This is a genomic window from Sphingomonas sp. MMS24-J45 (assembly GCF_044881195.1).
In the GTDB taxonomy this organism is placed as follows: Bacteria; Pseudomonadota; Alphaproteobacteria; order Sphingomonadales; family Sphingomonadaceae; genus Sphingomonas.
The window spans coordinates 306,909-331,735 of record NZ_CP173255.1; the positions used below are offsets into that span (position 1 = coordinate 306,909).

The 24,827-nt window shown below is 65.0% G+C and carries 25 protein-coding genes and 1 tRNA gene; 12 read left to right on the plus strand and 14 right to left on the minus strand.

Annotated elements, in window-relative coordinates; genetic code table 11:
- The first annotated feature begins 18 nt into the window (after positions 1-18).
- Positions 19-1,332 carry a cell wall hydrolase gene (locus tag AB5I39_RS01600; protein ID WP_404370261.1) on the plus strand — a complete coding sequence of 438 codons (1,314 nt, stop codon included), beginning with the start codon at positions 19-21 and terminating at the stop codon, positions 1,330-1,332.
- A 38-nt stretch (positions 1,333-1,370) separates the two neighbouring features.
- Here AB5I39_RS01600 and AB5I39_RS01605 read toward each other — a convergent pair whose 3' ends face one another.
- The 5 genes from AB5I39_RS01605 to AB5I39_RS01625 are packed head-to-tail and all read right to left on the minus strand — an operon-like array spanning position 1,371 to position 4,828.
- On the minus strand, positions 1,371-3,173 hold the full coding sequence (locus tag AB5I39_RS01605) for an acyl-CoA dehydrogenase C-terminal domain-containing protein (protein ID WP_404370264.1): 1,803 nt from the start codon (positions 3,171-3,173) through the stop codon (positions 1,371-1,373).
- Positions 3,174-3,177: 4 nt separating this feature from the next.
- Complete coding sequence (locus AB5I39_RS01610; protein WP_404370266.1) at positions 3,178-3,606, minus strand: MerR family DNA-binding transcriptional regulator; 429 nt, start codon at positions 3,604-3,606, stop codon at positions 3,178-3,180.
- A gap of 41 nt (positions 3,607-3,647) precedes the next feature.
- Positions 3,648-4,157, minus strand: coding sequence for a hypothetical protein (locus tag AB5I39_RS01615; RefSeq protein WP_404370269.1), 510 nt, complete (start codon positions 4,155-4,157; stop codon positions 3,648-3,650).
- Positions 4,154-4,516 carry a phosphoribosyl-AMP cyclohydrolase gene (gene hisI, locus AB5I39_RS01620; RefSeq protein WP_404370272.1) on the minus strand — a complete coding sequence of 121 codons (363 nt, stop codon included), beginning with the start codon at positions 4,514-4,516 and terminating at the stop codon, positions 4,154-4,156. Before hisI ends, AB5I39_RS01615 begins: the two co-directional genes overlap by 4 nt.
- A 48-nt stretch (positions 4,517-4,564) precedes the next feature.
- A complete protein-coding gene (locus AB5I39_RS01625; RefSeq protein ID WP_404370275.1) occupies positions 4,565-4,828 on the minus strand; it encodes a Rho termination factor N-terminal domain-containing protein in 264 nt (87 codons plus the stop codon).
- A gap of 135 nt (positions 4,829-4,963) precedes the next feature.
- Between AB5I39_RS01625 and purF the strand changes: the two genes are divergently transcribed.
- Together purF and AB5I39_RS01635 are read left to right on the plus strand one after the other, a co-directional pair.
- Entirely contained in the window at positions 4,964-6,436 is a 1,473-nt protein-coding gene (gene purF / locus AB5I39_RS01630) for an amidophosphoribosyltransferase (protein ID WP_404370278.1), read from the plus strand.
- Between the two features lie 4 nt (positions 6,437-6,440).
- The gene (locus AB5I39_RS01635) at positions 6,441-7,151 is read left to right on the plus strand and encodes an SDR family NAD(P)-dependent oxidoreductase (protein WP_404370281.1); all 711 of its coding nucleotides are present in this window, start codon (positions 6,441-6,443) and stop codon (positions 7,149-7,151) included.
- Here AB5I39_RS01635 and AB5I39_RS01640 read toward each other — a convergent pair.
- From AB5I39_RS01640 to AB5I39_RS01650, 3 genes are read right to left on the minus strand one after another with little or no spacing between them, the layout of a single operon-like run.
- Positions 7,148-8,335, minus strand: a complete 1,188-nt coding sequence (locus AB5I39_RS01640; RefSeq protein WP_404370283.1) for a class I SAM-dependent methyltransferase — start codon at positions 8,333-8,335, stop codon at positions 7,148-7,150. The two genes, AB5I39_RS01635 and AB5I39_RS01640, sit on opposite strands and share 4 nt — an antisense overlap.
- Positions 8,336-8,378: 43 nt before the next feature.
- Entirely contained in the window at positions 8,379-9,746 is a 1,368-nt protein-coding gene (locus AB5I39_RS01645) for a cryptochrome/photolyase family protein (protein ID WP_404370285.1), read from the minus strand.
- A 43-nt stretch (positions 9,747-9,789) separates the two neighbouring features.
- A complete protein-coding gene (locus AB5I39_RS01650) occupies positions 9,790-10,734 on the minus strand; it encodes a histone deacetylase (RefSeq protein WP_404370288.1) in 945 nt (314 codons plus the stop codon).
- A gap of 34 nt (positions 10,735-10,768) precedes the next feature.
- Between AB5I39_RS01650 and AB5I39_RS01655 the strand changes: the two genes are divergently transcribed.
- The 8 genes from AB5I39_RS01655 (at position 10,769) to AB5I39_RS01690 (ending at position 18,407) form a co-directional block, all read left to right on the plus strand.
- Positions 10,769-11,767 carry an alpha/beta hydrolase gene (locus AB5I39_RS01655; RefSeq protein WP_404370291.1) on the plus strand — a complete coding sequence of 333 codons (999 nt, stop codon included), beginning with the start codon at positions 10,769-10,771 and terminating at the stop codon, positions 11,765-11,767.
- On the plus strand, positions 11,764-12,246 hold the full coding sequence (locus tag AB5I39_RS01660; RefSeq protein ID WP_404370293.1) for an RNA pyrophosphohydrolase: 483 nt from the start codon (positions 11,764-11,766) through the stop codon (positions 12,244-12,246). The genes AB5I39_RS01655 and AB5I39_RS01660 overlap by 4 nt, the downstream gene beginning before the upstream one ends.
- A complete protein-coding gene (locus tag AB5I39_RS01665; protein ID WP_404370296.1) occupies positions 12,243-13,451 on the plus strand; it encodes a hydrolase in 1,209 nt (402 codons plus the stop codon). The genes AB5I39_RS01660 and AB5I39_RS01665 overlap by 4 nt, the downstream gene beginning before the upstream one ends.
- Entirely contained in the window at positions 13,448-14,464 is a 1,017-nt protein-coding gene (locus AB5I39_RS01670) for an arginine N-succinyltransferase (RefSeq protein WP_404370299.1), read from the plus strand. Before AB5I39_RS01665 ends, AB5I39_RS01670 begins: the two co-directional genes overlap by 4 nt.
- A gap of 88 nt (positions 14,465-14,552) precedes the next feature.
- Entirely contained in the window at positions 14,553-14,771 is a 219-nt protein-coding gene (locus AB5I39_RS01675) for a hypothetical protein (protein WP_404370302.1), read from the plus strand.
- A gap of 68 nt (positions 14,772-14,839) precedes the next feature.
- Positions 14,840-15,742 carry a sulfate adenylyltransferase subunit CysD gene (cysD, locus tag AB5I39_RS01680; RefSeq protein ID WP_404370305.1) on the plus strand — a complete coding sequence of 301 codons (903 nt, stop codon included), beginning with the start codon at positions 14,840-14,842 and terminating at the stop codon, positions 15,740-15,742.
- Entirely contained in the window at positions 15,742-17,652 is a 1,911-nt protein-coding gene (cysN, locus tag AB5I39_RS01685; RefSeq protein WP_404370307.1) for a sulfate adenylyltransferase subunit CysN, read from the plus strand. Before cysD ends, cysN begins: the two co-directional genes overlap by 1 nt.
- 5 nt (positions 17,653-17,657) lie before the next feature.
- A complete protein-coding gene (locus AB5I39_RS01690; RefSeq protein WP_404373953.1) occupies positions 17,658-18,407 on the plus strand; it encodes a 3'(2'),5'-bisphosphate nucleotidase CysQ in 750 nt (249 codons plus the stop codon).
- 3 nt (positions 18,408-18,410) lie between these two features.
- On the opposite strand, the gene AB5I39_RS01695 is transcribed toward AB5I39_RS01690, so the two are convergent.
- The gene (locus tag AB5I39_RS01695; RefSeq protein WP_404370310.1) at positions 18,411-19,688 is read right to left on the minus strand and encodes a sugar MFS transporter; all 1,278 of its coding nucleotides are present in this window, start codon (positions 19,686-19,688) and stop codon (positions 18,411-18,413) included.
- A 135-nt stretch (positions 19,689-19,823) separates the two neighbouring features.
- Positions 19,824-19,900 (minus strand) — tRNA-Arg (locus tag AB5I39_RS01700).
- 83 nt (positions 19,901-19,983) lie between these two features.
- Here AB5I39_RS01700 and AB5I39_RS01705 point away from each other — a divergent pair.
- Complete coding sequence (locus AB5I39_RS01705) at positions 19,984-20,499, plus strand: hypothetical protein (protein ID WP_404370313.1); 516 nt, start codon at positions 19,984-19,986, stop codon at positions 20,497-20,499.
- 7 nt (positions 20,500-20,506) lie between these two features.
- Here the strand turns inward: AB5I39_RS01705 and AB5I39_RS01710 are convergent, their stop codons facing one another.
- From AB5I39_RS01710 to hemB, 4 genes are read right to left on the minus strand one after another with little or no spacing between them, the layout of a single operon-like run.
- Entirely contained in the window at positions 20,507-22,705 is a 2,199-nt protein-coding gene (locus tag AB5I39_RS01710) for a spermidine synthase (protein WP_404370316.1), read from the minus strand.
- Positions 22,705-23,232, minus strand: a complete 528-nt coding sequence (locus AB5I39_RS01715; RefSeq protein ID WP_404370318.1) for a GNAT family N-acetyltransferase — start codon at positions 23,230-23,232, stop codon at positions 22,705-22,707. The genes AB5I39_RS01710 and AB5I39_RS01715 overlap by 1 nt, the downstream gene beginning before the upstream one ends.
- The gene (locus AB5I39_RS01720) at positions 23,229-23,762 is read right to left on the minus strand and encodes a GNAT family N-acetyltransferase (RefSeq protein ID WP_404370321.1); all 534 of its coding nucleotides are present in this window, start codon (positions 23,760-23,762) and stop codon (positions 23,229-23,231) included. The genes AB5I39_RS01715 and AB5I39_RS01720 overlap by 4 nt, the downstream gene beginning before the upstream one ends.
- On the minus strand, positions 23,759-24,751 hold the full coding sequence (gene hemB / locus AB5I39_RS01725; RefSeq protein ID WP_404370324.1) for a porphobilinogen synthase: 993 nt from the start codon (positions 24,749-24,751) through the stop codon (positions 23,759-23,761). The genes AB5I39_RS01720 and hemB overlap by 4 nt, the downstream gene beginning before the upstream one ends.
- Positions 24,752-24,827 lie beyond the last annotated feature (76 nt).

Below are 24,827 nucleotides of genomic sequence, written 5' to 3' on the forward strand. Positions count from 1 at the left end.
GCTGATTCGTCGCTTCCGATGATGCCTGTCCGTCCCGGTGCCGCCTTGCGCGGCGTCGTTGCCGCGATTGCCGCACTGGCGATCGCGGCGCCGTCATTGATCGTGCTGACCGCGCCACCGGTCGCGCGGCATCGGCCGCCGCGCGCGGTGCCGCAGCGGATCGTGTCGAAGGCCGAGCTTCCTCCGGTCGAGCCGGTGGCGTTCCAGGACCTCGACCCGGATGACGCCCGCGACTTCAACGCAAGTGTCCCCTTTGTCGATGGCCCCAACCCCGCCGCACGCCCGTTCAAGCTGCCCGGCGACGATCTCCAGCGTGCACGCGCGATCGACTGCATGGCCGCCGCCGTCCTCTACGAAGCGGGCGACGATCCCGCCGGACAACGCGCCGTCGCGCAAGTCGTCATCAACCGCGTCCGCCATCCCGCTTTCCCCAAGACGATCTGCGGCGTGGTATTTCAGGGGTCGGAACGCTCGACCGGCTGCCAATTCACCTTCACCTGCGACGATGCTTTGGTCCGCCATCACTGGCTCGACGTGCAATGGACGCGTGCCCGGCAAGTGGCGACAGCAGCGCTGTCCGGTGCGGTCTACAAGCCGGTCGGCTATGCCACGCATTACCATACCGATTGGGTCGTGCCGTATTGGCAGTCGAGCCTCGACAAGATCGCCGCAGTCGGCACGCATCTGTTCTTCCGCTGGACCGGATGGTGGGGCACGCCGCCCGCTTTCAATCGCCATGTTTCCGCCGACGAACCAGTGATCGCCGCGCTCGCGGCGTATTCGGAAGCGCACAAAGGCGCAGGCACGGCCGCGCTCGCGACGAACGAAACGCTTTATGTCGATCCGATCGCCGCCGCGACCCCGCTGCCGGTGCCAATCGCGAGCGAAGAGAACAGCTTTCTGGTGACGCTCGACACCAAGCGGATTTCGCCCGACGGCTTTGCTCAGCTAGCGCAGCGCACCTGTGGCGATCGGCCCTATTGCAAGGTGCTGGCGTGGGCCGACAAGGCGAAGACGCCCACCGCGCTCCCGCTTCAGCCAGCGCAAATCCAGGCGATGGCGTTCAGCTATCTCCGCGATCGCCCGAGCGGTTTTGAAAAAGCGCTGTGGAACTGCACCGACTTCCGCCGCGCCGATCCGTCGCAATGTATGAAGCAGCAGATTTACGTGCCGGTGACACGCAGCAGCCGCAGCGAGGAGTTCAAGCTCGAGGCGCTGCCAGGTGCTACTCGCGCGCCTCCGGTGGTACCGACAGTCCCGGAGCTCGCCGGCGTGCGGCGCAAGGCGGACGCGCCAACAGTCAAGGCAACGCCCGAACCGGAAGGGCGATAGCAACCTCCTCCCCCGCGTTGCGGGGGAGGATTTGAAGCTCAAGCCGCTTCGAACATCTCCGGCGGCAATGCCATCATAGCCTCGGCCCCCGCTTCGATCTTGCGACGCAATGCGCCCGCCTCAGGCATGATCCGCTCCGCGAAATAGCGCGCGGTCACCAGCTTGGCATCGAGGAACGCCTGGTCCCCCTCGCCCGCGGCCTTCAACCGCGTCGCCGCCGAAACCATTCGCAGCCACATCAGGCCAAGCGCGACGATGCCCATCAGATGCATGTAGCTGTGCGCGCCCGCGCCGACATTGTCGGGGTTCTTCATGCCATTGGCCAGGAACCACATCGTCGCCGCCTGCAATTCGCCATTGGCCTTTTCCAACGCCGCGGCGAAATCGGCCGTGGCGGGATCGGCTTTCGCCGCCACGACATCGTCCGCCACGACCTTGAAGAAGGCCTGCACTGCACGGCCGCCATTCTGCGCGAGCTTGCGCCCGACCAGATCCATCGCCTGCACGCCGTTGGTGCCTTCGTAAATCATGGCGATCCGGGCATCGCGAACGTACTGCTCCATGCCCCATTCGGCGATGTAGCCGTGCCCGCCGTAAACCTGCTGGGCGTTGGTCGCGATGTCATAGCCCTTGTCGGTGCCATAACCCTTGATCACCGGGGTCAGCAGACCGAGCAGATCGCCAGCGAGCTGACGCTCTTGTTCGGTCGGGGCGGCATGTTCGAGATCGCTCTGCAGCGCGCCCCACAGGCACAGAGCGCGCAAGCCCTCTGTCAGGGCCTTGGCCTCCATCAGCATCCGGCGCACGTCGGGGTGGACGAACAGCGTATCGGCCTTTTCACCCGGCTCCTTCGCACCGGTCAGCGAACGACCCTGACGACGGTCCCCGGCATATTGCACCGCGTTCTGATAAGCGACTTCGGCGACGCCCAGCCCCTGCAAGCCGACGCCGAGGCGCGCTGCGTTCATCATGATGAACATGGCGGCGAGACCCTTCATCTCCTCGCCTACCAGCCAGCCGGTCGCACCGTCATAGTTCATTACGCAGGTCGAATTGGCGTGGATGCCCATCTTGTGCTCGATCGATCCACACGAGACGGCATTGCGCGCGCCCAAAGACCCATCGTCATTCACGATAAACTTCGGCACCACGAACAGCGAAATGCCCTTGGAGCTTTCCGGCGCGCCCGGCGTCTTCGCCAGCACGAGGTGGATGATGTTCTCGGTCAGGTCATGCTCGCCCGACGAAATGAAGATCTTGGTGCCGGTGATCGCCCACGAACCATCGGCATTGGGCTCCGCACGGGTGCGAATCAGCCCGAGGTCCGTGCCGCACTGCGGCTCGGTCAGGTTCATCGTGCCGCCCCATTTGCCGCTGACCATGTTGGGGACGTACTTCGCCTTCTGCTCGTCCGATCCCTTGGCGAGCAACGCGGCGGTCGCGCCGTGCGTGAGGCCCGGATACATCGCGAACGCCATGTTGCCGGAGCTCATATATTCCAGGAATGCCGTCGAGACGACGTGCGGCATCGCCTGACCACCGAATTCCTCCGGCGCGGAGAGCGTGCCCCAGCCCGATTCGACATAGGCGTCATAGGCCTTCTTGAAGCCGGCCGGCGTCGTCACCGATCCGTCGGCGTGCCGCGTGCAGCCTTCCTGATCGCCCGAATGATTGAGCGGGAACAGCACTTCGGCCACGAACTTGCCGCCTTCATCGAGCACGGCATCGACCACGTCCGGCGTCGCATTGGCGAACCCTGGCAGATTGGCGTGGCTTTGCAGGCCAATCACATGATCGAGGATGAAGCGCGAATCGCGGACGGGGGGCGTATATTTCGGCATTGGTTCAGTCCTTCAGGCGCCCTTGCGCGCCATTTGTTTCAAGCAGGGTGACGAAATCGGCGAGTTCGGCAATCGCCGCATCGATGTCGTGTTTTTGCGCCTGGAGCAGCGCCATCCGGTCGCGGCAGCGCGCGATCGTCGTTGCACGCTGGATCTTACGGCCATCGCCAATGTCATAGAGGTCGATCATCTCGCGAATTTCGCCGAGGCTGAATCCGACGCGTTTCCCCCGCAAGATCCAGGCGAGTCGCGCTCGATCGCGCTGCGAATAAATCCTCGCAGTACCGCGCCGCTCGGGCGCGATCAGGCCCTCGTCCTCGTAGAAACGAAGGGCGCGGGCGGTGACCCCAAACTCGGCAGACAGGTCCGAAATCGAGAAATGGTCCCGGTCTGGATGGCGATCGATTACGGCGTAAGCGGCGCTGCTAGGCATGAGGAGCTTTTTAGGTGCCGTTTACGTGAACGTCAAGCGCGTCAGCCGCCCGAGCAGAGCAACCGCCCCTTGGCATCGCGCAGGGTCGACGCCTCGGAAACTGAGGCGCTGAGGCGCGTCACATCGAGCGCAGCGACCGACGCGCGCCCGATGCAAATCTTCTGACATGCCTCGGGCAGACTCGCCGGAAACACGATCCGGTCACCCTCGAAGCGGGCATCGAAGCTGCACTCGCCGCCCGCTTCGCCGAGCGTGACGTGGAGGGTCTCGCGATCGTGCGAGACGGTGCCGGACCCACCACAATTCTGTTGCTCGTCATAATCGACGAAGATGCCGATTCGATAGGCCGTCGCCGACGGCACGATGCAGACACGATCGGTTTCGCGGGCGTAGAGACCCGTGACGTCGGTGCTGGCCGGATCGGGAATTAGTCCTGCCTGAATTGCTGCTGCTTCCAACCCTTGCGGCGTGGCAGTCGCCACCGGGGGCGCACCGTCGTCCCGCCCACAGGCGGCGAGCAGCAGCGCAGCGGCGAGCGCGGCCCGCTTCAATCGACCCGGACCAACCGGTCGCCCTCAACCCGGCGATAGAAACAGCTTGGCGCACCCGTGTGGCAAGCCGGGCCGGCGGGATCGACAATCAGCCAGACCGCGTCCTGATCGCAGTCGATCCGCATCTCGGCGACGCGCAGGACGTTGCCCGACGTCTCGCCCTTCTTCCATAGCGCGGCGCGGCTGCGCGACCAGAAATACGCCTCACCCGTCGCAATTGTTCGCGCCAGCGCCTCGGCATTCATGTGGGCTAGCATCAGGAGCGCGCCGGTGGCCCGGTCGGTGGCAACAGCAGTGATCAGCCCGGCGGCGTCGTATCTGGGGTTCAGCACAAGGCCATCTTCACGGGGATCAGACATAGTCCGCCCATAACCCCGCGCCCGGCGTTCGTCACCCCGGCCGACGTGTCAGCTGTTGCGAATGGCCTCGGCCAATTCCGGCTTGGTCATTTTCGACCGTCCGACGATGTCGATCTTGCGCGCTTCCTTCAGCAGATCGGCTTTCGTGCGATCCTCCAGCTCGCTCCGGCGATGGTCGAGCGTCCCGGCCGCCTTGGCATTGGCGATTCGCGCTGCCTTGGCCTTCGACGCCCCGTCGCGGCGCAAATCCTCGTAGAGTTTATCGTCCTTGACGCTTGGTCCGTGCGACCGTGCTGTTTGCTGTCCTGCCACCACAACCTCCTAGAAAGTCGCGGGAAAACGCGCAAAATGATCAATTGCTCCGCAGCGTGTGACAAAAGCGCGACAAACCGCGCACGCGTCCCTATATGCCGCCTCGAAGCTCTACTCCCCCCGCTGAAGGGCGTCATGCTGACCACGAATCCTCACGAAGACGACACGCTGCACGAAGAGTGCGGCATTTTCGGAATTTCCGGCGCGACCGATGCGGCGCGCCTGGTGGCGCTCGGACTGCACGCCTTGCAGCACCGCGGGCAGGAGGCCGCTGGCATCACCAGCTTTGACGGCACCGAATTCCACACCCACCGCGCGATGGGCCATGTCGCCGGCAATTTCGACCGCGAAGATGTGATGGTCCCGTTGCGCGGTACGGTCGCCTGCGGTCATGTCCGCTATTCGACGACGGGCGAGACGGCGCTGCGCAACGTGCAGCCGCTCTACGCCGATCTCGCCTCGGGCGGCTTCGCGATCGCGCACAATGGCAACATCTCGAACGCGATGCGGTTGCGGCGGGATCTGGTACGGCGCGGGTCGATCTTCCAATCCACCAGCGATACGGAAACGATCATCCATCTGGTCGCGACGTCCAATTATCGCACGGTGGTCGACAAGTTCATCGATGCGCTAAAGCGCGTCGAAGGGGCCTATTCGCTGATCGTGATGACGCCCGAGGGCATGATCGCCTGCCGCGATCCGCTCGGCATCCGTCCGTTGGTAATGGGCCGACTCGATACCGGTGACGGCGACGGCGCAATCATCTTCGCCTCCGAAACCGTGGCACTCGACGTGGTCGGCGCAACCTTCGTCCGCTCGATCGATCCGGGCGAACTGGTGATGGTAAAGGGCAGCGAGGTCACCTCACACCGCCCGTTCACGCAGCAGGCCCCGCGACCCTGCATCTTCGAATATGTCTATTTCTCGCGCCCCAATTCGATCTCGGAGGACCGCAGCGTCTACACCGTGCGCAAGGCGATCGGCGCGCAGCTCGCGATCGAAAGCCCGGTCGAGGCCGACCTGGTTATCCCGGTCCCCGATTCGGGCACGCCCGCCGCGCTCGGCTATGCGCAGGAGTCGGGCATCCCGTTCGAACTCGGCATCATCCGCTCGCATTATGTCGGCCGGACGTTCATTCAGCCGAGCGACAAGGTCCGCCACCTTGGCGTCAAATTGAAGCACAATGCCAATCGCGCGCTGATCGCGGGCAAGCGCGTCGTGCTGATCGACGATTCGATCGTGCGCGGCACGACCAGCCTGAAGATCGTCGAGATGATGCGCGAGGCGGGTGCTGCCGAAGTCCATATGCGCATCGCCAGCCCGCCGACCGCGCATTCCTGCTTCTACGGCGTCGATACGCCGGAGCGTGCCAAGCTGCTCGCCGCGACCAAGAACCTCGACGAGATGGCCGCCTATATCAAGGCCGACAGCCTGGCCTTCATCTCGATCGACGGCCTGTACAAGGCGCTCGGGGAACCGCAGCGCAACGCGATCCGCCCGAGCCATTGCGACGCCTGTTTCACCGGTGATTATCCCACCACGCTGACCGACCAGGACGATGTCTCCTCGGTCGATCAGTTCGCGTTGCTGGCCGAACGAGTGATTTGAACCAATGAGTGAGAAAGTTTTGGAAGGCCGTATCGCCCTGGTGACGGGCGCCAGCCGCGGCATCGGTGCGGCAACCGCGCTCGCCTTGGCGGCAGCCGGCGCGCATGTCGTGCTGACCGCGCGGACCGCCAAGGGTCTGGAAGATGTCGAGAATGCGATCTTCGACGCAGGCGGATCGGCCACGATCGCGCCGCTCAATTTGACCGAAACCGACAGCATCGCCCGGCTCGGCACTGCAATCGGGGAACGGTGGCCCGCGCTCGACATTCTCGTGCTCAACGCCGCGATGCTGGGGCAGCTCGGCGCAGTTCCGGCGATCGATCCGAAGGAATTGGCGCAGGTCCTGACCCTCAACGTCAGCGCGCAAGCCGCGTTGATCGCGGCGTTCGATCCGATGCTGCGCAAATCGGCGCATGGGCGCGTGATCGGCCTCACCTCCAGCGTCGCGCGCAAGCCGCGGGCCTATTGGGGGATGTACGGCGCGTCCAAGGCGGCGTTCGAATCGCTATTGCTGTCCTATGGCGACGAAATGGAGCAGATCAGCAAGGTCCGCACCGCAATCGTCGATCCCGGCGCGACGCGAACCGCGATGCGGCACAAGGCCTATCCCGGCGAAGACCCCAACTCGGTCAAGGAGCCGTCCGTGGTCGCCGTCCGGATCGTCGCTTTGTTGGCCGAGGATTTCGTGACCGGACATTTCGAACGGGTCGATTAAACGCGTTTCACCAGCGTGATTTGCGCGACATCAATCCCCTGCCCTCGAAATCCGCCTTCGCAGTACATCAGATAATAGCGCCACAAGTCGATGAAATGCTGATCGAATCGCGCGGGCAACTTGCCTGCCGCGACCGCCGCATCGAAGGCAAGCCGCCAGCGGCGCAGCGTCTCGGCATAATGCAGGCCGCAACTGCGGTGATCGCGCCATTCCAGCCCGTGCGCCTCCGCCAGCGCGCGGAAGCGGCTCTCTGACAACAGCATCCCGCCGGGAAAGATGAAGCGCTGAATGAAGTCGACATTGGCGGCATAGGCCTCAAAGATCGCATCATCGATCGCAATATATTGGATTGCGGCGCGCCCACCGGTCTTCAGAGCCCGGGCGATCGCCGCAAGATAGGCGGGCCAATATTCCTGCCCGACGGCCTCGACCATCTCGATGCTGGCAACCGCATCATACTGGCCGGCAACGTCGCGATAGTCGGTGCGGGAGACCGTGACTCCGGTCAGCCCCGCCGTCGCGATCCGCTCCGCCACGGCACGCTCCTGCTCCGACGACAGCGTGATGGCGTGCACCGTCAGGCCGCGCCGCGCCGCGGCCTCGGCAAAGCTGCCCCAGCCGCAGCCGATCTCCAGAACCGTGCCGCCGGGCTCGATCCCGAGCCGGTTCAGCATGGCGGCAATCTTGGTCGCCTGCGCCGCTTCGAGGCTTTGCTCCGGTTCGTCGAAGATCGCGCTGGAATAGGTCAGGCCGGGATCGAGCCAGAGTCGGTAGAAATCGTTCCCAAGATCGTAGTGAAACTCGATATTCTTCCGAGAACCGGAGCGAGAATTGTGGCGCAAACCATTGCGAAACTTACGCAACATCCGCAGCAATCCGCCCGATCGTGCCGTCCCGCCAAGCTTGCGGCTGTTGCGCATGAACAGTTCGAACAACGCCGTCGGATCGGGACTCGCCCACTCTCCCTTCGACCAGGCGACGTACCATCCGGCCGATCCGCCCGTCGCAAGCCGCAGCAGCGCGCGCCAGCTCCGCAGGTCGACCACCGCGGCCGGTCCCGGCGCGCGTCCGCCCAGCAGGCGCGCACGTCCATCAGGCAGCGTTGCGGACAACGAACCGTGGGCAAGCCCCGCATCGATCCGATCGAGCAGGCGGTGAAACTGTGTCGCGAAGGCCGAAAGCATCGCGCACCCCCTCGCACCGACGCGCGCGCATCGCAACGGGGTTTCAGCGCAACTGTTTGACCGCCGCTAACGCACGTTCACGGCCCTCGCGGTGGCCGATGATCTTGGCCGGGTAGTCACGCGGGCGGCAGCCTGCCTCGTCGGGGTCGTGGATCGCCTCGCCGCGCACGCCCGCCAGTTCGGGCACCCAGCGGCGGATATAGTCGCCCGCGTCGAACTTAGGCGATTGTACCAGCGGCGCCATGATCCGAACGAACATGTTCGAGTCGACGCCCGTCCCCGCAGTCCATTGCCAATTGACCGCGTTCGATCCGTAATCGGCGTCGACCAGGCAATCCCAGAACCAGCGCTCACCTGCCCGCCAATCGATCAGCAGATGCTTGATCAGGAAGCTCGCGGTGATCATCCGCACCCGGTTGTGCATCCAGCCGGTCGCCCAGAGCTGCCGCATTCCCGCATCGACGATCGGGTAGCCCGTGCGGCCGCGCTGCCACGCCCTCAGATCGGCGTCGGCGGCTTTCCCGGTCCGCCACGGCAAGGCATCGAGCGTGTCGCGCGCGTTTTTAGAGCCGTAATCGGGGTATTCCCGGATGATGTTCTGCGCGTAATCGCGCCAACCAAGCTCGCCGAGAAATGTATCGACCGAACCGCCCGCATCGGCAACCGCGTGCCAGACTTGCGCCGCCGAAAGCTCCCCGAAGTGGAGATGCGGCGACAGGCGCGAACTGCCCTCAACCGACGGCAGATTGCGCGTGTCGCCATATTTGGCGGCATGGCGTTTGAAAGCGGTCAGCCGGGCGTGTGCGCCTTCCTCACCGGGGGTCCATTCTGCTCCAAAGCCAGTTGACCAATCCGGCTTGGTCGGCAGCATATCCCAGTCGCCCAGTTTATCGCTCTTGGGCCAATGGTCAGGCGCAGGAATGGTAGCGGGCGTGCCGGTAGGGTGCGCTGGCGGCATCGTCGCCTTCAGCGCGCGCCAGAACGGCGTGAAGATCTTGTACTGCCCGCCGCTGCCTGTCGTAATCGATCCGGGCGGCGCGAGGTAATTGCCGTCATGGCAGATGAGCTCGAGCCGCTTCGCGACCGCGCGCTCGGCATTGCGCCACCAGGGTTCGTGATGGCGGATACAATGGACCCGCGTCGCGCCCGTCTCCTCGGCAAGGGCTGCGAGGACATCGTCGCACTTGCCCCGCCGCAGGATTAGTCGCGAGCCTTTCGCGCGGAGAGCCGCATCGAGGCTCGCGAGGCTGTGGTGCAGCCACCATCGCGACGCCCCGCCCATCGCATAATGCTTCGGGGTCTCGTCATCGAGGACGTAGACCGGGATGACCGGCCCGTCGGCGATCGCGGCCAGCAATGCGGGTTGGTCGGCGAGGCGCAGGTCACGGCGCAACCAGAGGAGAGTCGTCACGAGATTCGACCTGCAATTCGACGGAGAGGTTGGGAAATGGGCATTATCGCGACATGCCCTCCCCTGGCCCCTCTCGCAAGCGGCCGGGGAAACCGCAATAGACCTGACCCAGCGTCAAAATCGCACGTACATGCGCCGCTGCGAGCGTCATGACGTCCGAACCATATCCGCCGCCCACGGTACTCGCGAGCGCGATGCCGCGTTTGGCGGCGTTCTCGGCAACGAACGTCTCGCGCGCCACCAGCCCGGCGTCGGTCAGCGCCAAGCGCCCGAGCCGATCATCTGCCAGCGGGTCGATCCCCGCCTGATACAGGATCAGATCGGGGCGATAATCATCGAGCATCGGCAGCAACGTCGCCCCCAGTGTCTCCAGATATGCCGCATCCCCGGTCCCGTCGGGCAGAGACACGTCGAGGGTCGAGCGCGCCTTCCGCGCCGGGAAGTTCTTCTCGGCATGGATCGAATAGGTTGCGATTCCCGGCCGCCCGGCCGTCAGCGCGGCCGTCCCGTCGCCCTGATGCACATCGCAATCGACGATCAGCACCCGCGCCGCATCGCCCTCCTCGACCAGCCGCACCGCGGCGATCGCGAGGTCGTTGAGCACGCAATAACCAGCCCCCGTAGCGGCCAGCGCATGATGACTGCCCCCCGCGCTGTTCGCCGCGAACCCGCGTTCGAGCGCCAGCTTGCCCGCCAGCCACGTCCCGCCCGGCACGACCTGCGCCCGCGCCGCGACCTGTGGCGTCACCGCAAAGCCGATCCGCCGCTCCTTCTCCCGCGGCACCCGCGCCGCGATCACTTCGGCGACATAGTCCGGGTCATGCACTGCTTCGATCCAGTGCAGCGGCATCGCGTCAGGCTCGTGCCACGCGATCGCGGCGTCATGACCGCGCAGGAGATCGCGGATCGCCGCGTTCTTGCTGAGTTGGCTCGGATTGGCGCTTTGTCCGGCGGCGACATAGGCTGGGTGATGGACGACCGCGATCATCGCCCTTAGGTAGGCTCGACACTGGCTCAGACCAATGGAGAGATGCTTGACCGATCCGTATGTGCGCCCCGATGTCGCGGGCTTCCTCGCGTTTCTCAACTCGATCCCCGGCCCGAAGATGCACGAGCTCGAGCCACCTGCCGCGCGCGCGACCTATACCGCGATGAAGGACATTGCCGATCCCCCGGTCGGGGAACTCGGCACGATTACCAATCTGACGATCCCCGGCCCTGCGGGTGACATCCCCGCGCGCTTGTTCGACGCGCAGGCCAGCCGCACACCCGGCCCGTTGGTAATGTTCTTCCACGGCGGCGGCTTCGTAATCGGCGACCTCGATACCCATGCGAGCTTCTGCGCCGAAGTCTCTCGAATGCTTGATCTTCCGGTGCTCGCAGTGGATTATCGCCTGGCCCCTGAAGCAACCTGGCCCGCAGCACCCGACGATTGTGAAGCAGCCGCACGCTGGGCGGCGGGCAGCCCGGAGGCACTCGGGCGCAAGGTCACCAGTCTGGTCACGTGCGGCGACAGTGCGGGCGGCAACCTGGCGATCGTCGTGGCGATGGCCCTGCGCGATGCGCCCGCCACCGTCCCGGTGATTGCGCAACTGCCTTTCTACCCCGCGACCGACATGACGCAGGAATATCCCTCCTACAGTCAGTTCGCCGATGGCTATCTGCTGACGCGCGACAGTATGGAGTGGTTCAACGCCGCCTATCAGGCCGAGGCATCCCACATCCGCACCTCGCCGCTCAACGGGGACCTTGCCGGGATGCCACCGGCGGTGGTGGTCACCGCCAGCCTCGATCCGATCCGCGATCAGGGCCGCGCTTATGCCGCAGCGCTAACGAAGGCCGGCGTCGCAACGGTGTTCCGTGAGGCCGTGGGCAACATCCACGGCTTCATCACGCTGCGCAAGGCGATCCCCTCGGCCGCCGGTGACGTCACGGCGGCACTGATCGCGGCGAAGGCCGTCATTGCCGAGGCCGAAGGCGCACGGGTCATGGCCCAGGCAGCGGACGGCTCTGCGGCGTGACCGACAAGGCGAGCCTCCCCTATCGGCCGTGCGCCGGGATCATGCTGCTCAACCGCGAGGGCAAGGTCTTCGTGGGACAGCGCATCGATGCGATGGTCGAGGCATGGCAAATGCCGCAGGGCGGGATCGACGACGGCGAGGATGCCGAAGTCGCCGCCCTGCGCGAGCTCGGCGAGGAAACCGGCATCGCCGCGGACAAGGTCGAACTGATCGCCGTCTCGCCCGAGGAGCTTTTCTACGATTTGCCCGACGATCTGATCGGCAAGGTGTGGAAGGGCAAATGGCGCGGGCAACGGCAGCGCTGGTTCCTGTACCGCTTCCTGGGCGATGATTCCGATGTGAACATCGCGACCGCGCATCAGGAGTTCAACGCGTGGGACTGGATCGCGCCCGAAACGCTCCCGAACGTGATCGTACCGTTCAAGCAGCAACTCTATCGCGAAGTGCTGGCGGCGTTCGCACCACATCTGGCGCGATGACCGGGCTGAGCGAGATCGAGCGCGCGGCGGTCGCGCATGTTGCCGCGCAACCGATGCTGGAACAGGTCGAGCGTTGGTCCGCCGTCAACAGCGGCACGCGCAACCTCGATGGTCTCGCGCAGGTCGCCGATATGCTGGTCGAGGCGTTCCGTGCCCTGCCGGGCGAAATCGCGCTCGTCACGGGCGACACCGCCGAAAGCGTCGGCTCGGATGGAGCCGTCACCGTGCTCGATCACGGCAAGCATCTGCATCTGGTGGTACGACCAGACGCGCCGGTCCAGCTACTGCTGACCGGGCATATGGATACGGTCTACCCGATCGACCACGCATTTCAGGCGCTAACTTGGCTGGACGACGGCACGCTCAACGGCCCCGGCGTCGCCGACATGAAGAGCGGCCTCTCCGTGATGCTTGCAGCATTGAGCGCGGTCGAGGCCAGCCCGCTGGCTGACCGCGTCGGCTATGAAGTCGTGATCAACTCCGACGAGGAAACCGGCTCCTTTTCCTCCACCCGCCTGATCGCCGAAGCGGCCCGCGGCAAGATCGCCGCGCTTACCTACGAGCCTGCGCTGCCCGATGGCACGCTCGCTGGAGCGCGTGGCGGCACCGGGAATTTCTCGATCGGCGTCACCGGCAAGAGCGCGCACGCCGGGCGCAACCCGGAGGAAGGCCGCAATGCGATCGTCGCCGCGTCGGATCTGGCGGTACGCCTCTTCGCGCTGCGATCGGCGACGCTGGCGGTGAACCCGGCGCGGATCGAGGGTGGCGGGCCGAACAATGTCGTGCCGGATCACGCGGTGCTGCGGATCAATTTCCGCCCGAAGGACCATGCCGAAATCCACCGCGCCCAAGCGGCACTCGACCGGATCACCGCCGAGGTCGCGGCGCTGCACGACGTGCAGATCGCCGTCCACGGCAGCTTCAACCGACCTCCCAAGCCGATCGACACCGGCGCGGCCAAGCTGTTCGCCTTGGTCAAGGATTGCGGCGCCGACCTGGGCCTGGACATCGCCTGGCGCGCGACCGGCGGGGTCTGCGACGGCAACACGATCGCTTCGTGCGGCGTGCCCGTGGTCGACACGATGGGCGCGCGCGGCGGCGCGATCCATTCTCCGGACGAATTCCTGATCGTCGATTCACTGGCGGAGCGCGCCGCGCTCTCGGCGCTGACGATCCTCCGCATAGCCGAAAAGGGTGCCTTGTGACCTTCGTGATCCGCGCCGCGAACGACGGCGACCTGCAACCGCTGTATGAAATGGCCAAGTTGACCGGCGGTGGCTTCACCAATCTTCCGCCCGACCGCGCCGCGCTGAAGGCCAAGCTGGTACGCAGCGCCGCAGCCTTTGCCCGCACCGAAGATACCAAGGCGGACGATTTGTTCGTGCTGGTGCTCGAAAACACCGAGACTGGCGAAGTGCGCGGCACCTGCCAGATCTTCACGCATGTCGGACAAACCCATCCCTTCTACAGTTATCGCATCGGCACGCTGACACAGCATAGCAAGGAACTGGGCCGAACCTTCCGCGCCGATATGCTGAGCCTCACCACCGATCTGGAGGGCTGCAGCGAAGTCGGGGGCCTGTTCCTGCACCCCGGCGAACGCGCAGGCGGACTCGGAATGCTGCTCGCCCGTGCGCGCTATCTGTTCATCGCGGCGCACCGCGCACGCTTTGCCGATCGCGTGCTGGCCGAGTTGCGCGGCATCATCGACGAAGCCGGCGGCTCGCCTTTTTGGGACGGGCTGGCCGGGCGCTTCTTCGGCATGAATTTTCAGGATGCCGACCAATTCAACGCAGTGCGCGGCCATCAATTCATCGCCGACCTGTTTCCAAAGCACCCGATCTACATTGCGATGCTGCCCGAGACGGCCCGCGCGGTGATCGGCCTGCCCCACCCATCGGGTCGCGCGGCGATGCGGATGCTTGAGAACGAGGGATTCGCCTTCGAAAACTATATCGATATCTTCGACGGCGGCCCGACGATGCTCGCCAAGACCGATCAGGTCCGCACGATCCGCGACGCCAAATCCGCCCGCGTCGTGGCGATCGACAATGACGGTGGCAATGCGGCGCTGGTCGCGCGCGGACGGCTCGCCGATTTCCGCTGCGCCTATGGCACGGTGCGCACTACCGACAGCGGCGTCGTGCTGGGACGCGCGGCCGCAACGGCGCTTGGCGTAGCGGAAGACGATGCGATCAGCCATGTCGCCCGCGCGTAAGTGTCGGGTTAATTGACAGGTAACCATGTTCGTTAACGCGAAAGGGCGGCAAACCGGGACTGGCCCAGCCTTTGCTTAACAGGTTGGCATGTGGACCAAATTCTCCCGCCTGTTCGTCATCAAGAACAAGTTCGAGGCGTTCGCGGTAATTTACGCGCTCGCGCTCGGTGCGGTGGAACGCGGCGTGCATTATCTCGACCAATATCCCGGCGTCGGCGGCTGGGTGCTGTTCGCGGTCTGCCCGATCGCGGTGTTCATGGCGGGCGCACGCATTCTCGATTCGGTCGAGCGCAACGCCGCGCTTTGACGCGAACTTTACGCGACAACAGGATTATTTGATCGCGCGGCTACGTTTCTGCACTATCTGCGACGATCATGACCGTCGCCCTCACTCATCTCCAGCGTCTCGAAGCCGAAAGCATCCACATCCTGCGCGAAGTCGTCGCCGAGGCGGAACGTCCGGTGATGCTCTATTCGGTCGGCAAGGATTCGGCGGTGATGCTGCATCTGGCGAAGAAAGCCTTCTTCCCCGGAACCCCGCCCTTCCCGCTGCTGCATGTCGATACGACCTGGAAATTCCGCGCGATGTACGAGATGCGCGCGCGCGCCGCCGCCGATGCCGGGATGGAACTGATCGTCCACCAGAATCCCGAGGCCAAGCGGCTCGGCATCAACCCGTTCGATCATGGCAGCCGCCATACCGACATGTGGAAGACCGAGGGTCTGAAACAAGCTCTCACCGCAGGCGGATTCGACGTCGCCTTTGGCGGGGCGCGGCGCGACGAGGAGAAATCGCGCGCCAAGGAACGCATCTTCAGCTTCCGCTCGGCCAATCACCGCTGGGACCCGAAGGCGCAGCGGCCCGAGCTGTGGCATCTCTACAACGCCCGCAAGGAACGCGGCGAAAGCATCCGCGTCTTTCCGCTGTCGAACTGGACGGAGCTCGACATCTGGCAATATATCCTGGCGGAGCAGATCGAGATCGTCCCGCTCTACCTCGCCGCCCCGCGCCCCACGGTCGAGCGCGACGGTATGCTGCTGATGGTCGATGACGATCGCTTCCCGCTTGCACCGGGCGAAGTGCCGGTTGAACGCTCGATCCGCTTCCGGACGCTCGGCTGCTACCCCTTGAGTGGCGCGGTCGAGAGCGAAGCGACGACGCTGCCCGCCGTCATCCAGGAAATGCTGCTGACCACCACCTCCGAACGGCAAGGTCGCGCGATCGATCACGATCAGGCGGCGAGCATGGAAAAGAAGAAGGCGGAGGGGTATTTCTGATGACCGCCTACACCCCCGACACGCTCATCGCGACCGACATCACCGCCTATCTCGCCCAACACCAGCGCAAATCGCTGCTGCGCTTCATCACCTGTGGCTCGGTCGATGACGGCAAATCGACGCTGATCGGGCGTTTGCTGTATGACAGCCGCGCGATCTTCGCCGATCAGCTTTCCGCGCTCGAGGACGACAGCAAGCGCGTCGGCACGCAGGGGCAGAATATCGATTTCGCGCTGCTGGTCGACGGCCTCGCCGCGGAGCGCGAGCAGGGCATCACGATCGACGTGGCCTATCGCTTCTTCGCGACCGAAAAGCGCAAGTTCATCGTCGCCGATACGCCGGGGCACGAACAGTATACGCGCAACATGGTGACCGGCGCCTCGACCGCCGATGCCGCCGTCATCCTGATCGACGCGCGTAAGGGCGTGCTGACGCAGACACGGCGGCACAGCTTCCTCGTGAAGCTGCTGCGGTTGCGCCATGTCGTGCTCGCGGTGAACAAGATGGATCTGGTCGGATACGACCAGGGCGTGTTCGATGCGATCGTCGCTGATTACCGCTCCTTTGCCGACGCGATCGGCATCGACCACTTCACTGCCATCCCGATCTCCGGTTTCGCCGGGGACAATGTTGCGACGCCCTCGGCGGCGATGCCGTGGTACAGCGGCCCGACGCTGATCGAGCATCTCGAAACCGTCGATATCGAGGCCGAAGCGGCGCAAGTCCGTCCGTTCCGGTTGCCGGTGCAATGGGTCAATCGCCCCGATCTCGATTTCCGGGGTTTCTCCGGCCTGATCGCCAGCGGGAGCGTGCGGCCGGGCGATTCGGTCCGCATCCTGCCCTCGGGCCGCACCACAACGGTGGCGCGGATCGTGACGATGGACGGTGATCTCGACGAAGCCGTCGCGGGCCAGTCGGTCACGCTGACGCTCGCCGATGAAGTCGATTGCTCGCGCGGTGACGTGATCGCCACCGCCGATAATCCGCCGCAAGTCGCCGAGCAATTTCAGGCAACCTTGGTGTGGATGGCCGAGACGCCGCTGCTGCCCGGTCGCTCCTATTGGCTGAAACTCGGTACCCAGACCGTCTCGGCAACGGTGCAGGAGCCGCGTCACGCGATCGACGTCAACACGCTGGCCGAACTGTCGGTCAAGACGCTCGGCCTCAACGACATCGGCGTCGCGGAAATCTATACCGACCGCGCTCTGGTGTTCGAGCCGTTCACCGACGGTGCCGATCTTGGCGGCTTCATCCTGATCGATCGCGGCACCAATGCGACGGTCGCCGCCGGAATGCTCAACTTCGCGCTCCGCCGCGCGCAGAACGTGCATTGGCAAGCAATCGACATCACGCGCGAGGCGCACGCCGCGCAAAAGGGCCAGACGCCGCGCTTGCTGTGGTTCACCGGCCTGTCGGGATCGGGCAAATCGACCATCGCCAATCTGGTCGAAAAGAAGCTCTATGCTCTCGGCCGCCACACCTTCCTGCTCGATGGCGACAATGTGCGGCATGGGTTGAACAAGGATTTGGGCTTCACCGACGCCGACCGGATCGAGAATATCCGCCGCATCGGCGAGCTCGCCAAGCTGATGACCGACGCCGGGCTGATCGTGCTCAGCGCCTTCATCTCGCCATTCCGTGCCGAGCGGGATATGGTGCGTGCGATGCTGCCGGGCGATTTCGTCGAAATCTTCATCGACACGCCCTTGGCCGAGGCCGAGGCGCGCGACGTGAAGGGCCTGTACGCCAAGGCGCGGCGCGGCGAGATTGCCAATTTCACCGGGGTTACCAGCCCGTACGAAGAACCCGAAAACCCGGACATCCGCATCGACACCACCCGCGAAGGCCCGGAAGCGGCAGCGGAGCGGATCGTCGAGCATATCATGGGTGTATGGAGCCCCGACCTGTGACCCAAATCCCTCTTCAAAGCGATGCAGACCTTGCGCGTACGGTCGCGGTTGCAGCCGGTGAGGTCCTGCGGGGCCTGTGCGTTGGCGGGGCCTGTCCCGACGCCGAGCTGGGTGATCGGGGTGACAAGGACGCAAACGCGCTTATCCAAAGCTTGCTGCGCGCGGCAAGGCCCGACGATTTCATCCTGTCGGAGGAAGCCGCCGACGATGGGGCGCGCTGCGCCGCCAGCCGGGTGTGGGTGGTCGATCCGCTCGACGGTACGCGCGAATTTCGTGAGCGGCGCGACGATTGGGCGGTGCATATCGGTCTGGCGATCGACGGCGTACCCGTGACCGGGGCCGTCGCCCTGCCGGCCGAGGATCTTGTCTTCGCGACCAACGATCTGCCCGACGTGCTGCCCCCCGCGCCGCTGCGCCCGCGCATGGTGGTCAGCCGCTCCCGCGCGCATCCGATCGTTCAGGCGGTGGCCGAGGCCATCGGCGCGGACCTCGTGCCGATGGGCTCGGCCGGGGCTAAGGCGATGGCGGTGGTGCGCGGCGATGCCGAAATCTACCTCCACGCCGGCGGCCAATATGAATGGGACAATTGCGCGCCCGTCGCGGTCGCGCTTGCCGCGGGGCTCCATGCCTCGCGCATCGACGGCAGCACGCTCGTCTATAATTGCCGCGATCCGCTGCTGCCCGATGTGCTGATCTGCCGCCCCGAATATGCCGCGCAAGTGCTGGCGGCGGTCGCCGAGGCGGTTAACGCCTGAGCGCTACGCCGCCACCGGTTTGCGCGCAAACCAGCCATAGGCCGCGATCAGGCCATAGCAAACCGCGGGCAGCAGCAACGCGAACCGCAGGCTGCTCGCATCCGCGATCAGACCGGTCAGCGGCGGGATCACCGCGCCGCCAACGATCGCCATCGCAATGATGCCCGATCCTTCCGCGGCGCGCTTGCCCAGACCTTCGCTGGCAAGCGTAAAGATCGTCGGGAACATGATCGAATTCATCAGCCCGATTGCCAGCAGCGACCAGCCCGCAACGTGGCCCGTGGTGTTGGCCGTGATCAGGATCAGCGTGATCGATCCCGCTGCCACCGCCGCCAGCACCTTGCCCGGCGACACCAGCCGCAGCACGACCGTGCCGATAAAGCGACCGACCATCGCCCCGCCCCAGTAGAAGCCGACATAGGTGCCCGCCGCCGCAGCCGCGATGCCGAACACATCGGCCTGGATCAGATAATTGACGATCAGCGACCCGATCGCGACTTCCGCGCCGACATACAGGAAGATGCACGCCGCGCCGAAACCGAAGCGCGGCCGTTCCAGCAGGTTGAACGCCCGCAATACGCTACCGCTGTCCTCGACGACATTGGGCAACGCGTTGCGGCGGGTCCATACGACGCCCGCCACGATCACCAGGGCAAAGGCGAGCACGAGATAGGTGTTCACCACCACCTGCGTCTCGGCTGTGCGATAGGCATCGAGCGCGGCGCCCGACAAGGTTTTGGGATCGATCTTCGCCAGGCTGCCGAGAATCAGGATCGAGCCAACGATCGGGAAGATCGTCGTGCCCAGCGAGTTGAACGCCTGCGCAAAGGTCAGGCGGCTATGCGCGGTCGCCGGCTTGCCCAATAGCGAGATCAGTGGATTGGCGACGACCTGCACCGTGGTGATCCCCGCCGCCAACACGAACAGCGCGAACAGGAACACAACGAACTGCCCCGATTGCGAAGCCGGAATGAACAGCAGGCACCCCGCCGTCATGATCAGCAACCCGATCGACGCGGAGCGCAGATAGCCCGCCTTGCGCACGATCGCCGCCGCGGGAATCGAAAAAATGAAATACGCCGCGAAGAACGCCGATTGGACCAGCAACGCCTGAAAATAGTTCAGCGTAAACAGGTCTTTCAGCTTGGGGATGATCACATCGTTCAGGCTGGTGATACCGCCGAAGATGAAGAACAGCGCGAAAACGAACACCTGCAAGTTCGGGGCATTCACCCCTTGCGAATCGCTCGGCTGGGCCGTCGTGCCCGGAGTCAGCGCCATATAAATCCCCCCACACGGCCGCGAACCGTCGCGCCCCGCGACGACGCTTAGCCGCATCGCATCACGCCTGTCGATCCAGGAACACACGAATATGACCGCGACTTACGCGGCACATTCAGTTGAGATGGAGGGGAATGGTGCACCCAGAGCGATTCGAACGCCCGACCCTCAGATTCGTAGTCTGATGCTCTATCCAGCTGAGCTATGGGTGCATTGGAGTGGCGCTGTTAGCGGCGTCTTTGCGGTCGCGCAAGTGCGTTGCGCGAAGGTTTTCATCGGCATAGAGCATCGGACGATGAAAAAACGCTTTCTTCCGGCCCGCGCCGCCGCTTTGCTCGTGTCGCTGGCCGTTGCCGGATGCGCTGCGCAGCCTTCCGGGCGCTATCCCTCGCTGCTGCCCCGTCCGATCGAATTGCGCAGCGATGCCGAACCCGAACCGGTGGTGGCGCTCGCCGAGGCCGATCCGGCGATCGATTCGGCCCTGCCCGAGCTGCGCCGCACGATTGAACGGGCGACCGCCGACTTCGAAAAGGCCGCACAAACCACGGACCGGCTTGCAACCGCGGCGCGGGGCGATTCGGTCGGGGGCGATCGCTGGATCGCGGCACAGACGTCGCTCGCCGAGCTCGACGGGCATCAAGCGACGCTGTCGGCTGCAGTGACCGATCTTGATACCCTCGCGGTCAACCGCGCGGCGGAAGGCAAGCCCGACTATCCCGCGCTCGTCGACCTGCGGGCCAAGGCCCAGGCCGCGTTCGATGCGCAAGCCAGCCGAATCGCGGCGCTCTCAGCCCGCTTGCCCGCCGCGTAACGGCGGCTCAGCGCTTCAATAGCGGCAGGATCGTCGAGTAGTCGTCCGTCCAGGCGGCGAAGCCCGGACGCGTCTTCACCGGCTGCCACGCGCCATCGTAAGTCCGTAGCACGCGAATCGCCTGGGGATCGCGCGACATGGCGATCCACAGCGATTTGGTCGCGGCGAGCGTGTCGTTCGGGTCGGGCGTGTGGAACAGCTTCACCGCCTGCCACCCGCCTCCCCGCGCCGCCGCCGCGACGACCGGCTCGAGATCGAGAAAGCGATTCGAGATGTGAACGAGCAGCACACCGCGCGGCGCCAGCACGCGCCCGTAACTGGCGAACGCCTCGCGCGTCATCAAATGCATCGGCACCGAATCGGACGAGAAGGCATCGAGCGCGAGCAGGTCCAGCGAATCGCCCGGCTCGCGCGCAAGATTGAGCCGCGCATCGCCGAGCACGATCTTTGGATTGGGCAGGCAACGCGACAGGAAGGTGAATTGCCCGGTATCGCGCGCAATCCGCACCACGGTCGGATCGATCTCGTAGAAGCGCCAGTCCTGCCCCGCCATTGCATAGCAGGCGAGCGTGCCCGCCCCCAGCCCGACCACGCCGACGCGGGCGTGAGCCCCGTACAGCGTGGGCAAGGCGAGCATCGCTTGTCCAACCCCCGACTTCGGCACGTAATAAGCGGTCGGCGTCCGCTCCTTGACGGGCGAACCGCGGAGCTGCGTGCCGTGCACGGTCGTGCCATGCGCGAGTTGTTGCTGCGTCGCGTTGCCGCGCACCGTGTAAATGCCGAAATAGCTGCGCGTGCGGGCGCCGGGTTCGAGCGATATATACACCGCCCGATAGCCGCCGAACGCGATCAGCGATCCGAGCACGGCGATCGTGAACGCCCTGCGCGAGCCGATCGCAACCAATCCGATACCGAGCATCACGATCAGCGCGATCTGCTGCATCTGGCTGACGCCCTCGACCGGTCCCGGGAAAGCGAGCACTGCGGCGACGAGACCAAGCACGGCGATCGCGACGCAATAAAGCAAAATGCGCCCGCGTTGGGCACTGCCCTCCCACAGGCGGCGCACCGGTCCGACCAGATACTGCTGCGGCATCAGGATGCCGGCCATCAGCAGCAGGATCGGATATTCGTACGTCCAGTCGAACAGCAACGGCGCGATCAGTGCGGCGAACACTCCACCCAATGCGCCGCCGACCGACATCGCCAGATAAAAGCCGGTTAACCGGTCGGGCTCGGGCCGGACACGGTACAGGCCGGTATGCAGCGCAACCGACAGGAGGAACAGCAACGCCAGCGCCATGATCGCGCCGAGAAACGGAATGGCGGAAAGGCCACCAACGATCAGTCCGCCGAACAGCAACAGCGCGATCGGCGCGATCCGCGTCTGAATGTCAGCGGTTATACGATCGCTTGCAAACGCGATCGTGAAACTCAGCAGATAGAGGCCGAGCGGCAATACCCACAGCAGCGGCATGGCCACGATATCGGTGGTGATCAATGTCGACGTCGCGAGCATCAATCCTGACGGCACGAATGCCAGCAGCACCCATTGCGCGATCCGGCGGCGTGTCGGCGGCGGGGAAACCGGCACCGGCTCCGCGGCGACTCCGCGTGTCCGCGGCAGGGTCGCTGCGCAGAGCGCAACCAGGAGCGCCACCAGAATATAGCCGCTGCTCCACAGGATGCGCTGGCCGTACAGCGCCATCCCGGGCTCGACCAGCAACGGATAGGCGATCAGCCCCGCGAAGCTGCCGAAGTTCGAGGCGGCATAGAGCGCGTACGGGTTCTCATCGGACCGCGACAAGCTGAACCAGCGTTGCAGCAGCGGGGCCTGCGCCGAAATGGCGAAGAACAATGGCCCGATCGAGAGGCCGAGCAGATACGGCACCCAGATCGCCGGCTGCGCGGTTGGCGACAAGTCCATCGCCTTCAGTCCGATCGGCAGCCACAGTGCCGCCACCAGCAGCACGCCTAGATGGGTCATACCCTGCGTGCGCGGGCTCAGCCGCCCTAGCCAATGCGCATAGGCATAGCCCGCCAGGAGCAGCGCCTGATAAACGAGCATCGCCGAATTCCACACCGCCGACGCGCCGCCCAACCGCGGCAACGCCATCCGCGCGACCATCGGCTGGACGAGGAACAAGAGGAACGATCCGGCGAGGATCGTCAGCACGAACAACGGGCGGGCTAGGCGAGCGGGCATCAGGCGGGCCGATCCATTCGATACAAAATGTGGCGTTTCAGCAGGCTGCCGTCGGGGACATTGGGGTGGTCGAAATCCTCGTCAGGATCGCGCGTCATGCCGAGCCGCTCCATCAGTCCCCAACTCGCGCGATTATCGGATACGGTGATCGCGGTGATGCGCGGCGTATCGAGACTGGCCCAGCCCCACGCGAGACTCGCCTCAGCTGCTTCGCGCGCAAAGCCCTGCCCCCACGCATCGCTGCGCAAGCGCCAGCCGATCTCGATCTCGCCGTCGAGAAAATCATAACCGCGTTGCAGGCCGCAAAATCCCAGGAAAGCGCCATCGGCCTTGCGTTCGATCGCCCAGAAGCAATGCCCGTGGTCCGCCTGTCGCGCGACGCAGCGCTCATAGCTCGCGTGCGCATCCTCCAGCGACGTCAACGGGCCGATATAGCGCATCACGTCCGGGTCCTGACCCATCGCATGAAACGGCGCGACATCGTCTGCGCGCCAGCCGCGCAGGATCAGGCGTTCTGTCTCGATCATGCCGGTCGCAAAATCTCGTAAAGTACCGTCCGCCGCAGCGGATCGCCCGGGGGGAGCGCGGGGTGGTCAAAGTCGCCATCCACCACTCGGCGCAAGCCCAGGCGTTCCATCAAACCCCGACTCTTGAGATTACGCGCCGCCGTGATGGCGACGATGCGATCTTCCCGCACGTTTTGCCATGCCCATGCCAGGCTCGCCGCCGCAGCTTCGTACGCATAACCCTGCCCCCAAAACGGGGCGGCGAAAATCCAGCCGATTTCTACCAGCCCCTCGATCGGCGACCCCGGATTGCCGCGCTTCAGGCCGCAAAAACCGATCGCCGCAGCATCTTCGCGGCGTGCCACGACCCAGAAGCCGAGACCTTCGTGGCGATAACTATCGTGCCGCGCCAACGCCGCATCGGTGTCGTTGACCGGTGCAAGGTTTGCCATGACGACCGGGTCCGTCCACATCGCGTGCAGCGCCGCGCGGTCGGCCGGTTCGGGCACGCGCAGCCACAGCCTTGGCGTGACGACGACCGGAACGTTCACGCAGTCAGCAGCCGCGCCGCGTGGAGCGCATGATAGGTCAGCACGCCGGAACAGCCCGCACGCTTGAACGCCATCAGCGTTTCCAGCACCATCGGATCACGCTCGGCCGCGCCCGCCGCGACGGCGGCCTCGATCATCGCATATTCGCCGCTCACCTGATACGCGAACACCGGCACTTCGAACGCCGATTTCACTCGGGCGACGATGTCGAGATAGGGCAGGCCCGGCTTGACCATCACGCTGTCCGCCCCCTCGGCGAGATCGAGTGCGACTTCGCGCAGCGCTTCCTCGGCATTGGCGGAGTCCATCTGATAGGTCTTCTTATCGCCCTTCAGCAGCCCGCGCGAGCCGACCGCATCACGGAACGGGCCGTAGAAAGCGCTGGCGTACTTCGCGGCATAGGACATAATCTGTACATTGTGATGCCCTGCCCCCTCCAGCGCCTCACGGATCGCGCCGATACGCCCGTCCATCATGTCCGACGGCGCGATGATGTCGGCCCCCGCCGCCGCCTGATTGAGCGCCTGCGCGACGAGCACCTCCGACGTCGCATCGTTCATCACATAACCGGCGGCATTGATCAGCCCGTCATGCCCGTGCGCAGTGTACGGATCGAGCGCCACGTCGGTCAGCACGCCGATCTCCGGCACCGCATCCTTTAGCGCGCGCACTGCACGGCACATCAGATTGTCGGGGTTCAGCGCCTCCTCCCCGCCCGCGCTGCGCAAATGGCCCGGCGTATTGGGGAACAAGGCAATGCACGGAATGCCGACATCACGCGCTTCCTTAGCCCGCGCGACGATCCCATCGACCGACCAGCGCGACACACCCGGCAAGCTTGCGATCGGCTCCTCGACCCCGGTGCCATCGGCGATGAACAGCGGCCAAATCAGATCGGCGGGCGTCAGCACCGTCTCGGCATGGAGCCGACGGCTCCAAACGGCAGCGCGCGTACGACGAAGGCGGAGAGCGGGATACTGTGCGGTCATGATCGGGCGTTCTGGAACCTCGCGCGCGGGTGCGCAAGATGGCTCTTGCGTCCGAACCGAATCCCTGCAACTTTAC

Excerpts from the sequence above, each read along its gene's own strand:
- hemB (WP_404370324.1), bottom strand. The coding sequence starts at position 24,751 with ATGACCGCACAGTATCCCGCTCTCCGCCTTCGTCGTACGCGCGCTGCC.
- AB5I39_RS01605 (WP_404370264.1), bottom strand. The coding sequence starts at position 3,173 with ATGCCGAAATATACGCCCCCCGTCCGCGATTCGCGCTTCATCCTCGAT.
- purF (WP_404370278.1), top strand. The coding sequence starts at position 4,964 with ATGCTGACCACGAATCCTCACGAAGACGACACGCTGCACGAAGAGTGC.
- AB5I39_RS01705 (WP_404370313.1), top strand. The coding sequence starts at position 19,984 with ATGAAAAAACGCTTTCTTCCGGCCCGCGCCGCCGCTTTGCTCGTGTCG.
- AB5I39_RS01695 (WP_404370310.1), bottom strand. The coding sequence starts at position 19,688 with ATGGCGCTGACTCCGGGCACGACGGCCCAGCCGAGCGATTCGCAAGGG.
- AB5I39_RS01600 (WP_404370261.1), top strand. The coding sequence starts at position 19 with ATGATGCCTGTCCGTCCCGGTGCCGCCTTGCGCGGCGTCGTTGCCGCG.
- AB5I39_RS01675 (WP_404370302.1), top strand. The coding sequence starts at position 14,553 with ATGTGGACCAAATTCTCCCGCCTGTTCGTCATCAAGAACAAGTTCGAG.
- AB5I39_RS01610 (WP_404370266.1), bottom strand. The coding sequence starts at position 3,606 with ATGCCTAGCAGCGCCGCTTACGCCGTAATCGATCGCCATCCAGACCGG.
- cysN (WP_404370307.1), top strand. The coding sequence starts at position 15,742 with ATGACCGCCTACACCCCCGACACGCTCATCGCGACCGACATCACCGCC.
- AB5I39_RS01665 (WP_404370296.1), top strand. The coding sequence starts at position 12,243 with ATGACCGGGCTGAGCGAGATCGAGCGCGCGGCGGTCGCGCATGTTGCC.
- hisI (WP_404370272.1), bottom strand. The coding sequence starts at position 4,516 with ATGTCTGATCCCCGTGAAGATGGCCTTGTGCTGAACCCCAGATACGAC.
- AB5I39_RS01655 (WP_404370291.1), top strand. The coding sequence starts at position 10,769 with ATGGAGAGATGCTTGACCGATCCGTATGTGCGCCCCGATGTCGCGGGC.
- AB5I39_RS01640 (WP_404370283.1), bottom strand. The coding sequence starts at position 8,335 with ATGCTTTCGGCCTTCGCGACACAGTTTCACCGCCTGCTCGATCGGATC.
- AB5I39_RS01635 (WP_404370281.1), top strand. The coding sequence starts at position 6,441 with ATGAGTGAGAAAGTTTTGGAAGGCCGTATCGCCCTGGTGACGGGCGCC.
- AB5I39_RS01710 (WP_404370316.1), bottom strand. The coding sequence starts at position 22,705 with ATGCCCGCTCGCCTAGCCCGCCCGTTGTTCGTGCTGACGATCCTCGCC.
- AB5I39_RS01715 (WP_404370318.1), bottom strand. The coding sequence starts at position 23,232 with ATGATCGAGACAGAACGCCTGATCCTGCGCGGCTGGCGCGCAGACGAT.
- AB5I39_RS01650 (WP_404370288.1), bottom strand. The coding sequence starts at position 10,734 with ATGATCGCGGTCGTCCATCACCCAGCCTATGTCGCCGCCGGACAAAGC.
- cysD (WP_404370305.1), top strand. The coding sequence starts at position 14,840 with ATGACCGTCGCCCTCACTCATCTCCAGCGTCTCGAAGCCGAAAGCATC.